Annotated in this window: 14 protein-coding genes; 3 read left to right on the forward strand and 11 right to left on the reverse strand. The window is 73.3% G+C overall.

Annotation, left to right across the window (positions count from 1 at the left end):
• Positions 1 to 91: 91 nt before the first annotated feature.
• The 4 genes from moaA to ACFV4G_RS29115 form a co-directional block, all read right to left on the reverse strand.
• A complete protein-coding gene (gene moaA, locus ACFV4G_RS29100; RefSeq protein ID WP_380445090.1) occupies positions 92 to 1,081 on the reverse strand; it encodes a GTP 3',8-cyclase MoaA in 990 nt (329 codons plus the stop codon).
• 80 nt (positions 1,082 to 1,161) lie between these two features.
• Positions 1,162 to 2,772, reverse strand: a complete 1,611-nt coding sequence (locus ACFV4G_RS29105; protein ID WP_380445091.1) for a cation acetate symporter — start codon at positions 2,770 to 2,772, stop codon at positions 1,162 to 1,164.
• Positions 2,769 to 3,125: a DUF485 domain-containing protein gene (locus tag ACFV4G_RS29110; RefSeq protein WP_380445092.1), complete on the reverse strand. Its 357-nt coding sequence runs from the start codon at positions 3,123 to 3,125 to the stop codon at positions 2,769 to 2,771. The genes ACFV4G_RS29105 and ACFV4G_RS29110 overlap by 4 nt, the downstream gene beginning before the upstream one ends.
• A 279-nt stretch (positions 3,126 to 3,404) precedes the next feature.
• Positions 3,405 to 4,448, reverse strand: coding sequence for a zinc-dependent alcohol dehydrogenase family protein (locus tag ACFV4G_RS29115; RefSeq protein ID WP_380445093.1), 1,044 nt, complete (start codon positions 4,446 to 4,448; stop codon positions 3,405 to 3,407).
• 125 nt (positions 4,449 to 4,573) lie between these two features.
• Between ACFV4G_RS29115 and ACFV4G_RS29120 the strand changes: the two genes are divergently transcribed.
• The 3 genes from ACFV4G_RS29120 (at position 4,574) to ACFV4G_RS29130 (ending at position 7,253) form a co-directional block, all read left to right on the forward strand.
• Positions 4,574 to 5,557, forward strand: a complete 984-nt coding sequence (locus ACFV4G_RS29120) for a DEDDh family exonuclease (protein ID WP_380445094.1) — start codon at positions 4,574 to 4,576, stop codon at positions 5,555 to 5,557.
• Between the two features lie 31 nt (positions 5,558 to 5,588).
• On the forward strand, positions 5,589 to 6,392 hold the full coding sequence (locus tag ACFV4G_RS29125) for an SURF1 family protein (protein ID WP_380445095.1): 804 nt from the start codon (positions 5,589 to 5,591) through the stop codon (positions 6,390 to 6,392).
• A 96-nt stretch (positions 6,393 to 6,488) separates the two neighbouring features.
• A complete protein-coding gene (locus ACFV4G_RS29130; RefSeq protein WP_380445096.1) occupies positions 6,489 to 7,253 on the forward strand; it encodes an SDR family oxidoreductase in 765 nt (254 codons plus the stop codon).
• A 12-nt stretch (positions 7,254 to 7,265) separates the two neighbouring features.
• Here the strand turns inward: ACFV4G_RS29130 and ACFV4G_RS29135 are convergent, their stop codons facing one another.
• The 7 genes from ACFV4G_RS29135 to ACFV4G_RS29165 form a co-directional block, all read right to left on the reverse strand.
• Positions 7,266 to 7,913 carry an alkaline shock response membrane anchor protein AmaP gene (locus ACFV4G_RS29135; RefSeq protein ID WP_380445097.1) on the reverse strand — a complete coding sequence of 216 codons (648 nt, stop codon included), beginning with the start codon at positions 7,911 to 7,913 and terminating at the stop codon, positions 7,266 to 7,268.
• Positions 7,910 to 8,536 (reverse strand): DUF6286 domain-containing protein, encoded by a 627-nt coding sequence (locus tag ACFV4G_RS29140; RefSeq protein ID WP_380445098.1) that lies wholly within the window; start codon positions 8,534 to 8,536, stop codon positions 7,910 to 7,912. The genes ACFV4G_RS29135 and ACFV4G_RS29140 overlap by 4 nt, the downstream gene beginning before the upstream one ends.
• Positions 8,533 to 8,868 carry a hypothetical protein gene (locus ACFV4G_RS29145; RefSeq protein WP_380445099.1) on the reverse strand — a complete coding sequence of 112 codons (336 nt, stop codon included), beginning with the start codon at positions 8,866 to 8,868 and terminating at the stop codon, positions 8,533 to 8,535. The genes ACFV4G_RS29140 and ACFV4G_RS29145 overlap by 4 nt, the downstream gene beginning before the upstream one ends.
• Positions 8,868 to 9,059 carry a hypothetical protein gene (locus ACFV4G_RS29150; RefSeq protein ID WP_380445100.1) on the reverse strand — a complete coding sequence of 64 codons (192 nt, stop codon included), beginning with the start codon at positions 9,057 to 9,059 and terminating at the stop codon, positions 8,868 to 8,870. Before ACFV4G_RS29150 ends, ACFV4G_RS29145 begins: the two co-directional genes overlap by 1 nt.
• Before the next feature lie 46 nt (positions 9,060 to 9,105).
• Positions 9,106 to 9,657 (reverse strand): Asp23/Gls24 family envelope stress response protein, encoded by a 552-nt coding sequence (locus tag ACFV4G_RS29155; protein ID WP_380445126.1) that lies wholly within the window; start codon positions 9,655 to 9,657, stop codon positions 9,106 to 9,108.
• A 207-nt stretch (positions 9,658 to 9,864) separates the two neighbouring features.
• Positions 9,865 to 10,671 carry an enoyl-CoA hydratase/isomerase family protein gene (locus ACFV4G_RS29160; protein ID WP_380445101.1) on the reverse strand — a complete coding sequence of 269 codons (807 nt, stop codon included), beginning with the start codon at positions 10,669 to 10,671 and terminating at the stop codon, positions 9,865 to 9,867.
• Between the two features lie 274 nt (positions 10,672 to 10,945).
• Positions 10,946 to 11,179, reverse strand: a complete 234-nt coding sequence (locus ACFV4G_RS29165; RefSeq protein WP_030059940.1) for a helix-turn-helix domain-containing protein — start codon at positions 11,177 to 11,179, stop codon at positions 10,946 to 10,948.
• Between the last annotated feature and the right edge of the window lie 298 nt (positions 11,180 to 11,477).

The raw sequence follows: 11,477 nt of genomic DNA on the forward strand, positions 1-11,477 counted from the left end.
GGCGAAGACCGCCCCGCACCCGCTCCCACCCCGCTACACTCCCCACTCCCAGGCCGTTGACCAGCGGGAATGGAGAAGTCCTGCTGGAGTACTAGCCCCCGATCGCCGACATCGGCCGGTCGGGCTGGTGGAACTCCGGGTCGTCGATCCCCGCGCCCGCCTTCTTCCCCCACATCGCCGCCCGCCACAGGGCGCCGATCTCGGCGTCGTCGGCGCCCGTGCGCAGGGCGGTGCGCAGGTCCGTCTCCCCGGTCGCGAAGAGGCAGTTGCGCACCTGGCCGTCGGCGGTGAGCCGGGTGCGGTCGCAGGCGCGGCAGAAGGGGCGCGTGACGGAGGCGATCACGCCGACCCGGGCCGGGCCGCCGTCGACCAGCCAGCGTTCGGCCGGCGCGGCGCCCCGGCGTGCGGAGGGCTCCGGGGCGAGCGCGAAGCGCGCGGCGAGCCGGTCGAGGATCTCCTCGGCGGTGATCATCGACGTGCGGTCCCAGCCGTGCTGGGCGTCCAGCGGCATCTGCTCGATGAACCGCAGCTCGTAGCCGCGCTCCAGGCACCAGGCGAGCAGGTCGGGCGCCTCGTGGTCGTTGACCCCGCGCATCAGCACCGCGTTCAGCTTCACCGGGGTCAGCCCGGCGGCCTCGGCGGCGGCCAGCCCGTCCAGGACGTCCTGGTGGCGCTTGCGGCGGGTGAGCGTGAAGAACACCTCGGGGTCGAGGGTGTCCAGGGAGACGTTGACGCGGTCGAGCCCGGCCTCGCGCAGCGCCGTCGCGGTGCGGGCCAGGCCTATCCCGTTGGTCGTGAGCGAGATCTCCGGGCGCGGCTCCAGTTCGCCGCACGCGGCGACGATCGCGACGAGCCCGGGGCGCAGCAGCGGCTCGCCGCCGGTGAAGCGCACCTCCCGCACGCCGAGGTCGCGCACCGCGATCGTGACCAGCCGGACGATCTCCTCGTCGGTGAGCAGGTCGGGCTTGCCGAGCCACTGCAGCCCCTCCTCGGGCATGCAGTACGTGCAGCGCAGGTTGCACCGGTCGGTGAGGGAGACGCGCAGGTCGACGGCCTGTCGTCCGAACGTGTCGAGTAGCACGGCGGTCCCTTCACCAGTAATGCGGCCGGCCCGGCCCACCGTCGCGGCGGGGCCGGGCCAGCATAGTCATCGCGCGGTGATCAGTGGGCGCCCAGTCCGGTCAGCGAGCGGACCTCCAGTTCAGCGTACTTCGCCGGGTCGGGGCTTTCCTTGGACAGCAGGGTGCCGATCCAGCCGGCCAGGAAGCCGATCGGGATGGAGACCAGGCCGGGGTTCTCCAGCGGGAACCAGTGGAAGTCCGAGTCCGGGAAGAGCGAGGTCTTCGCGCCGGAGACCACCGGCGAGAAGATCACCAGCAGCACCGAGCTGATCAGGCCCGCGTAGACGGAGGCGACGGCGCCGGCCGTGGTGAAGCGCTTCCAGAACAGCGAGTAGAGCAGCGTCGGCAGGTTCGCCGAGGCGGCCACCGCGAAGGCCAGGGCGACCAGGGCCGCGGTGTTGAGCTTGCCGGCGAAGAGGCTGAGCACGATGGCCACCGCGCCGATCGCGACGGCGGCCCACTTCGCCGAGAGCACCTCCTCCTTCTCGGTGGCCCGGCCGCGCCGGATCACGTTGGCGTAGAGGTCGTGCGCGAAGGAGGCCGAGGAGGCCAGGGTGAGGCCGGCGACGACGGCGAGGATGGTGGCGAAGGCGACCGCGGAGATCACCGCGAGCAGGATCGCGCCCCCGGTGGAGCCCGCGCCGCCGCCGAGCGACTCGGCCAGCTGCGGCGCCGCGGTGTTGCCCGCCGCGTTGGCCGCCTTGATCGCCTTGGGCCCGACGAGCGCCGCCGCGCCGAAGCCGAGCGCCAGCGTCATCAGGTAGAAGACGCCGATGATGCCGATCGCCCAGAGCACCGACTTCCGCGCCGCCTTGGCGGTGGGCACGGTGTAGAAGCGGACGAGGATGTGCGGCAGGCCGGCGGTGCCGAGCACCAGCGCGATCCCGAGGCTGATGAAGTCGAGCTTGGTGGTGCCGCTGACGCCGTACTTCAGCCCGGGTTCGAGGAAGGCCGCGCCCTTGCCGCTCGCGCTGGCGGCGGCGCCGAGCAGCTCGGACGGGTTGAAGTGGTACTTGGCGAGCACCAGGACGGTCATCAGCGCGGTACCGGCGATCAGCAGCACGGCCTTGACGATCTGCACCCAGGTGGTGCCCTTCATGCCCCCTATCACGACGTAGACGACCATCAGCGCGCCGACCGCGACGATGGTCCAGCGCTTGGCGCCCTCCCCGCTGACGCCGAGCAGCAGGGCGACCAGCGTCCCGGCGCCGACCATCTGGGCGAGCAGGTAGAAGATCGACACGATGATCGTGGAGACGCCCGCGGCGGTGCGCACCGGGCGCTGCTTCATCCGGAACGCGAGCACGTCCGCCATGGTGTAGCGGCCGGCGTTGCGCAGCGGCTCGGCGATCAGGAGCAGGGCGACCAGCCAGGCCACCAGGAACCCGATCGAGTACAGGAAGCCGTCGTACCCGGAGAGGGCGATGGCGCCGGCGATGCCGAGGAAGGACGCGGCGGACATGTAGTCGCCGGAGATGGCCAGGCCGTTCTGGAAGCCGGTGAAGCCCCGGCCGCCGGCGTAGAAGTCGGCGGCGTCCTTGGTCTGCCGGCCGGCCCAGACGGTGATGCCGAGCGTGAGCAGCACGAAGAACCCGAACAGGGTCATCGTGAGTCCGCGGTGCTCGGTGGCGGAGCTGGCGAGCAGGATCATTCGGCGGACTCCCGGGGAGCATGGACGACGGCGCCGTGGGCCTCGCGGATCGCGGCGGCGGGCGGGTCGATCCGCCGGTCCGCGTACCGGGCGTACCACGCCGCGATGGCGAAGGTGGTGACGAACTGCAGCAGCCCCAGCACCAGTGCGACGTTGATGTGCCCGACGACCTTGGTGCCCATCAGACCGGGCGCGTAGCTGGAGAGCAGGATGTAGAGCAGGTACCACAGCACGAAGCCGATGGTGACCGGGAAGGCGAAGTTCCGGAAGGAACTCCGCAGGGCCCGGAACTCCTGGCTCTCGTCGATGAGTTGGACATCCGTAGGGGCAGTGGTGATCGGCGGCGATTCCACGCTGTACTCCTCACTCCTTCGGCGTAGCGGTCGCACAAGGCGGACGGTCGGACGTGAGGGGCGTCACAATCCGTATGCGCGCCGCGCAATGCTAGGAGCGTCGTGCCCGCCCCGGAAGGGGTTGACTGCGATCGGCCGCCTGTTCACCCCCTCGCACTATCCAATTGGCCGAAAACCACCACTGGCGTCACTTCGGGACCGCCTCGCCCCACGACTGAGGGGCGCCACCGTCCAACGGTGGCGCCCCTCGTGACGATCTCTCGGGTTCGAGCGGGACCGTCAGAAGGCGATCCGGACCTTCAGGGCCGAGCGGTCGTCCATCGCCCGGTAACCGTCCGGGACCTCCGCCAGTCCGACCGTCCGGTCGAACACCAGGCCCGGCTCGATGGCGCCCGAGAGGACGTCGGGCAGCAGCTCGGGGATGTAGGCGCGGGCCGGCGCCACCCCGCCGCTCAGCGAAACGTTGCGACCGAACATCTGGCCGATATCGACGCCGGCGCTCCCGCCGTGCGGCACCCCGACGTAGCCCACCGCGCCGCCGTCGCGGGTGATCGAGACGGCCGTGCGCATCGACTCCTCGGTGCCGACGGCCTCCAGCACCGCGTGCGCGCCCAGTCCGCCGGTCAGCTCCTTCACGGCTTCCACGGCCGCGTCGCCGCGCTCGGCCACCACGTCCGTCGCGCCGAAGCGCCGGGCGAGGTCCGTGCGGGCGGGGTGCCGGCCGAGCGCGATGATCCGGCCCGCGCCGAGCCGGTGCGCCGCCAGCACTCCGCACAGGCCCACCGCGCCGTCGCCGACCACGGCGACCGTCGCACCCGGACGCACCCGCGCCGAGACGGCCGCGTGGTGTCCGGTGGACATCACGTCCGACAGTGCGAGCAGGCCGGGCAGCAGCTTCTCGTCGCCGGCCGCCTCCTTCGGCAGCCCGACCAGCGTCCCGTCTGCGAACGGCACCCGGACCGCCTCGCCCTGGCCGCCGTCCGAGCCCACCTGGCCCCAGAAGCCGCCGTGCGGGCAGGAGGTCTGGAGGCCTTCGAGACAGAACTCACAGGTGCCGTCCGACCAGACGAACGGCGCCACGACGAGGTCGCCCTTCGCGAAGCCGCGCACCTCGGCGCCGGCCTCCTCGACGACGCCCAGGAACTCGTGGCCGATCCGCTGCCCGGCCACGCGCTGCGCGACCCCGCGGTAGGCCCAGAGGTCGCTGCCGCAGATGCAGGCGTTCAGGACCCGGACCACGGCGTCCGTCGGCTGCCGGAGCACCGGGTCGGGGACCTCTTCGATCCGGATGTCGTTGGGGCCGTGAATGACGGTGGCGCGCATGGATTTTCGTCCTTGTCTACGGGGTCGGCCGCATGTACGACGCCTATGCGGAACACTCTATTCCGACCGCCCCACCTGAACATTTCGGCCGGACGCCACCCGATCGGCGCTTATCCTGTTGGACCATGCAACCGATCCAGCCCGAGACGCACGGCGTGCACCTCCCGGCCCAGCGCACCGCCACCCTCGACGGGGGCTTCGCCGTGGTGGACGTCGAGACCACCGGCCTCGGCCGCTCGGACCGCGTCATCTCCGCGGGCGTCTACCAGCTGGACCCGGACGGCGAGATCACCGACCACTGGTACACCCTGGTCAACCCCGAGCGGGACCCGGGCCCGGTCTGGATCCACGGCCTCACCGCCCAGCTGCTCTCCGGCGCCCCGACCTTCCCGGAGATCGCCGACGAGTTCGCCACCCGCCTCGCGGACCGCGTCCTGGTCGCCCACAACGCGCTCTTCGACTGGAACATGATCTCCCGCGAGTTCTCCCGGGCCGGCCGCCGCGCCCCGGTCGACCAGCGGATCTGCACCATGGTCCTCTCCCGCGACCTGCGCCTGCCGCTGCCCAACGGCAAGCTCTCCTCGCTCGCCGCGCACTTCGGCGTCCAGCAGCGCCAGGCCCACAACGCCCTGGACGACGCCCGCGTGCTCGCCGAGGCGTTCCGCCCCAGCCTGCACCTGGCGCGCCTGGGCGGCGTCCCGCTGCCCCTGCAGACCTGCGTCGCGGTCACCGACCTCGGCGAGGACGAGCCCGCCGCCTCCGGCCGCAGCGGCTGGACCGGCGCCGCCTACCGCCAGGCCAAGAAGCGCCCGCCGTGCCCGTACCCGAACCCGGGGCGCTGGGAGGACGGCAAGCCGCTGGTCCAGGGCATGCGGGTGGCGTTCACCGGCGACACCGCCACCGACCGCGAGCTGCTGGAGGACCGCGCCGCCGAGGCCGGCCTGCACATCGCCGGCTCGGTGAGCCGGCTCACCAGCCTCCTCGTCACCAACGAGCCGAACAGTTGGAGCGGCAAGGCGCGCAAGGCCCGCGAGGTGGGCACCCCGGTCGTCGGCGAGGACGCCTTCCTCCAGCTGCTGCGCGAGGTCGCCCCGCACCCCGGTGCGTGAGGCGCCTGTGAGGTCGGCGTACGGTTCCCATGTGTACCGTTTTCTGCTGACCCGGCAATGGCTGATCACCCTGCTGATCGCGCTGCTGCTGATCCCCACGACGATCAAGCTGGGTTTCTGGCAGCTGCACCGTCACGAGGCTCGGGTGGCCCGCAACGAGCTGATCGCCAAGGCGCTCACCGCCCAGCCGGAGCCGTTCGACAGCCTGTCGCCGACCGCGGGCTTCGCGGTCCCCTCGGACCTCACCTGGCGCGCGGTGACGGCCGCCGGCCAGTACGACCCGGCGCACGAGTTCGTGGTCCGCAAGCGGACCGACTCCAACGGGACCATCGGCTACTTCGTCGTGACCCCGCTGAAGCTGTCGGACGGCAAGGGCACCGTCCTGGTCAACCGCGGCTGGGTCGCCTCCGGTGACACCGCCACCGAGTACCCGCCCGTCCCGGCGGCCCCGAGCGGCGAGGTCACCGTCACCGGCCGGATGCGCGCCGACGAGACGGTCAAGGGCAGCGGCGGTTTCGTCAAGGACCGGGCCGGCCTGCCCGACCGCCAGTTCAACCTGATCAACACCGAGCAGCAGGCCAAGGAGACCGGCGTCCCCCTGCTCGGCGGCTACCTGGAGCTCACCGGCACCACCCCGGCCCCGGCCGCCCAGCCCGCGCTGATCCCCGACCCCGACCACTCCGACATCGGCCCGCACATGGCCTACGCGATCCAGTGGTGGCTGTTCACCTCGATGATCCCGGTCGGCGTGTGGATCCTGATCCGCCGCGAGGCCAAGGACCGCGCCGGGCAGCAGGCCGAACCCGAGGCCGCCGCGGAGACCGTCCCCGCCTGAGACCGTCCCCGCCCGAGGTCGGGCGCGCTTGAGGTCGGGCGCGCTTGAGGTCGGCCGCGCCACGCCGGACGCCCCCGACCCGGCAAGATGTCCCCCATGGATCTCGGACTGAAGGACAAGGCGTACGTCGTCACCGGTGCCACCCGCGGCCTCGGCTTCGCCACCGCCCGTGAACTCGCCGCCGACGGCGCCCACGTGCTGGTGACCGGCCGGACCGAGGAGGCCGTGGACGCGGCCGTCGCCGAACTCGCCGGTCTCCCCGGCACCGTCCACGGCGTGACCGCCGACAACGCCGACCCGCGGACCGCCGAACGGCTCGTCGCCGAGGCGAGCGCCGCCTTCGGCCGCCTGGACGGCGTCCTGATCAGCGTCGGCGGCCCCCAGGCCGGCCCGGTCGGGACGACCCCGGAAGAGGCCTGGCGCGACGCCTTCGAGTCGGTCTTCCTCGGCGCCCTGCGCATCGCCCGCACCGCCGCCGCGACCCTCGGCGAGGGCGGCGTGATCGGCTTCGTGCTCTCGGCGTCCGTCCGCCAGCCGATCGCGGGCCTCGGCATCTCCAACGGCCTGCGCCCCGGCCTCGCGATGGCCGCCAAGTCGCTCGCCGACGAGCTCGGCCCGCGCGGCATCCGGGTGGTCGGCCTGCTCCCGGCCCGGATCGACACCGACCGGGTCCGCGAGCTCGACGCCCTCGGCGGTGACCCGGACGGCGCCCGCGCCCACCACAGCGCCGCCATCCCGCTCGGCCGCTACGGCACCCCGGAGGAGTTCGGCCGGGTCGCCGCGTTCCTGCTCTCCCCCGCCGCGTCCTACCTGACCGGCGTGATGGTCCCGGTGGACGGCGGAGCCCTGCGCACCCTCTGAGCCCCCGGCCCGTCACTCCACCCGCGGAGGCCTCCGCCGCTGCCGCCGCCGACGGCGCCGCGGACCGGCGGGGGCCTCCTGGAGCACCCGGATCCGCAGGTCGGCGGGCAGCTCCGGCACCCCGAGGCTCCCGAGGGCGTCGGCCCGCGGTCCCGTCTCGAAATGCTCCACCAGCGCGGCCGGGTCCCCGCCGGGGGTGAGCCGGACGGCCCCCCGCAGCCGCGGGTGCCCGGGCGCGCGCACCAGGCGCACGTCCACGCGCTCGACCTCGGGCAGCACGACGGCCCCCGACTCCAGCGCCTCCTCCAGCGCCCGCGCGCTCACCCGCATCCTGAGCCCGGCCACCCCGGGCGTCGGCACCGCGATGCTGGAGAGCCCGGTGCGCCGCAGCTGCGCCACGAGCCACCACACCATGGCCAGGACCAGCACCGACAGCCCGCCGATGACGGTCGGCCACCACCAGGAGCCCGCCACCCACCGGGTGCGCGACCTCGCGCTCACCACGGGCTGGTGGGGCGAGGTCAGCGGCCACCAGTCGGGCGGGTGCACCCCGAGCCGCCCGTACAGGTCGAGCCCGCCGGCCAGCACCAGCACCCCGGCCACCACGAGCGTCGCCCCGACCAGTCCGATCAGCACCCGGTTGACGGTCCCCCGGCTCATCCCGCCGCCCCGCCCACGCCGCCCGCGCTCCCCGCCGCCTCCGTCTCCGCCTCCCCGGCCCCCTCCCGCGGCACCGTCCGGACGTCCAGCCGCAACGGCCGCGCCAGCGTCACCCGCGCGAGCTCGTCCCGCAGCTGCCGCTGCAGCGACGCCGGGTCGGACGGCCCGTACAGGTGCACCCGGACCCTCCGCCGCCCGATCTGGATCCGGACCCGCTCGACGTCCGGGAGCCCGGCCGCCCGGTCGGTCAGCAGGTGCCCGATCCCGGACCGGTTGATCACCGCGCTGGTGCCCCCGTGCGGACGCAGCGCCAGCCACCGGCGCAGCCCCGGCGCGAACGCCAGCCAGAGCAGCAGCGCCCCCAGCCCGGTGGCCGCCCCCGCCCCGACCAGGACCCACAGGTCGTCGAGGTGACGGGTCGCGAGCTCGTCCGCGATCTCCGCCCGCCACCGCCGGACGGAGTGTCCGGTCCGCACCGACACCACGTCATAGAGCAGCGCGCCCGCGATCACCAGCACGCCCGCCGCCACCAGCACCGCCTCGGGCGTCCGCGCCGCCCGCGGCCGCCGTACCTTCCCCTCGCCCGCCCCCGCCCCCGCCTCCCCCTCCTCCGGCGCCGTCACGACCGCCCTCCCGTCACCAGCCGCTCCACGACCACGACCACCTCCGACACCCGCGTCCCCGTCAGCCCCTTGACCCGTGTCCCGACGCGGTCCCGCACGGCCCGGGCGAGCCCGGCCAGATCGGCGGGGAACGGCAGCTCGACCTCCACCCGGACCCGGACGGTGCTGCCGGGGACGGACACCGACACCACGGGCAGCGCACCCCTGACCGACCGTCCGGCCCACGCCTCCGCCAGGGCCTCCGTGGCCGCGCGGGCCGCGATGCGCGCGTACGCGCGGTCGGAGATCCGGATCCGGCCGCGCGTCGCCGCCGGGGCGGCCGGGCCCGCCATCAGCGGCGCCGGTCGCGGCCGCGGAGCAGGTCGCCCAGGTCCCCGAGTTCGATGTCGCCCTCCAGCAGCCGCCCGGCCACGAAGCCGACCAGCCCCAGCGCCGCCACCAGCAGGAAGGCCGCGAACCCGCCGAAGTACCCGGCGAAGCCGAGCGCCATGCCCACCACAAGGCCGACCACGGCCAGGTTCATCCGCTACTCCCTCGTCCTGCGCCCGGGATCCCGCGCGCCCGGGCCGTCACTTGAGCTTGGGCCGCTGCCCGGACGGCACCATCTGCTCCTCTTCCTCCTCGAACTCCGGCTCGTCCGGGAGGTGCACGTCGTTGACCGCGATGTTGACCTCGACGACCTCAAGGCCGGTCATCCGCTCGACCGCGTTGATGATGTTCTCCCGCACCTGGCGGGCGAGTTCGGGGATGACGACGCCGTACTCGACGACCAGCGCGATGTCGATCGCGGTCTGCTTCTCGCCGACCTCGGCCTTGATGCCGCGTCCGACGCTGGACCTGCCGCCGGGCACCCGGTCCCGCATGGCGCCGAACGTCCGGGCGAGCCCGGAGCCGAGGGCGTGGATGCCGGAGACCTCGCGGGCCGCCATGCCGGCGATCTTCTCGACCACTCCGACGGCCAGCGCCGTCCGGCCGCGCTCGCCGACCGGCTTGGGCGCGGCGGCGGCGGACCCGCCGGTCGAACCGGGCGCGCCGGAGGAACCGGACGGGCCCGAGGCGTGGGAAGGAGCAGAGGCGTGGGAAGGAGCGGAGGCCGGGGCGTTGGCGGGGTTCTTGTGCATGCTCGCGGGCGTCGGAGTGTCAGGCATGGGGCGGGTCTCCCGTCGTACGGCTCCAGCTATATCGCAGATCCCCACAACTCTGGCATTTCGCCACGTTTCGCGCCCGCCGAGCGACGCTCCGGCAACCCCGCGGGAACCCCCGGGAACGACGGAGGCCCGGCTCCGGGGAGCACCCCCCGGACCGGGCCCACCGAGCGGGAACGGACGTCAGTCGCCGATGCCCGCCAGGTCCCGCAGACGACGGGCCTGTGCGAGCCGTTCGGCGGAACGCTGCTCGTCGAACGACCGGCCCGAGGCCCCCTGCAGCAGGGCCTTCGTCTCGATCGCGGCGTTGCGCGGCGCGGCCAGCAGCGCGGCGGCCAGGTCGCGCGCGGCGCCGTCGAGCTCCGCGCCCGGGACGGCGATGTTGGCCAGGCCGATCGCGACGGACTCCTGCGCACCCACCCAGCGGCCGGTCACGCAGATCTCCAGCGCCCGCGCGTAGCCCACGAGTTCGGTGAGCGGCTTGGTGCCGGCGAGGTCGGGGACGAGCCCGAGCGACGTCTCCTTCATGGAGAACTGGACGTCCTCCGCGACGACCCGCAGGTCGCAGCCGAGCGCGAGCTGGAACCCGGCGCCGACGGCGTGCCCCTGGACGGCCGCGATCGAGATCAGGTCGGGCCGGCGCCACCAGGTGAAGGCCTCCTGGTAGGTGGCGATGGTGTCGTCGAGCTCCTTCTCCTCGGCGGCCGCGAGCTGGAGGAAGCTGGGCTCGCCGGGGATGCCCTCGGGGGTGAACATGGCCCGGTCGAGGCCGGCGGAGAAGGAGACGCCCTCCGCGCGGAGCAGCACGACGCGGACGGTGCCGGGCAGATCACGGCCGGCGGCGGCGAGGGCGCGCCACAGGGCGGGCGACTGGGCGTTGCGCCGCTTGGGCTGACACAGGGTGACGACGGCGAGGTCGCCGTCGATCTCCAGGCGGACGCCGTCCTGCTCCCCGCTCGGGGTCTGCGGGTCGGTGGCGGGGGCGGTCATGCGGAGACCTCCGGTGGCGAGGGACTTGGCTACCGGAGAGTAACAAACCCGGGCGCGCAGCGGCAGACCCAGCCGCCCGGGAGTACGGGGGAATTCGTCGAAAAGGAAATGCGGGCATGACGATCGGCGGCCGGTCCACTCGATCCGAGGGTGGACGAATCAGCTGGTCGACTCACGATCAGCCCACGATCGTCGGACAATTAGCGACGATCGCCACTCGTCTCCCCGGTCGGCGCCCTGCCGCCGCGTCATCCAGCCATGAGCCGACGGGCCGTCAGGAACCGGCCCCGGCAGTCGCCTTGTTCTTGCCCCGCGTGGCACCGCCGCGGCCCCGGAGGATCACTCCGGATTCGCTCAGCATCCGGTGCACGAAGCCGTACGAGCGACCGGTCTCCTCCGCGAGAGCGCGAATGCTCGCCCCGGAGTCGTACTTCTTCTTGAGATCGGCCGCGAGCTTCTCACGCGCGGCACCGGTCACCCGGCTGCCCTTTTTCAGAGTCTCGGCCACCCGTGCCTCCTCGTAGCGTTGCTCGGTCAGATTCCCATGATCACCCATCCACCGCGTCCTGGCCACCCATTCGACAAGGTCGATGTCGGGAATGCGCCGTCCTTCGGTGGTGATCCGAGCGCACCAGGGCGCTCACGCAGAGTGCACGCCCCCGGGCGAATTGCGCCGGGTGCCGGAAAATAGCTGATCAGCAGCGTGGGGGGCGCCCCCCCACTCGGGGGGCGGCGCCGCGGGTCGGATAAAAGTATAAAGGGCCGAGGAGTATTATCGGCGACCGCGCTCGCGAAGATGATTTTTT

It is taken from the genome of Kitasatospora sp. NPDC059747, assembly GCF_042732955.1.
Taxonomy (GTDB): Bacteria; Actinomycetota; Actinomycetes; order Streptomycetales; family Streptomycetaceae; genus Kitasatospora.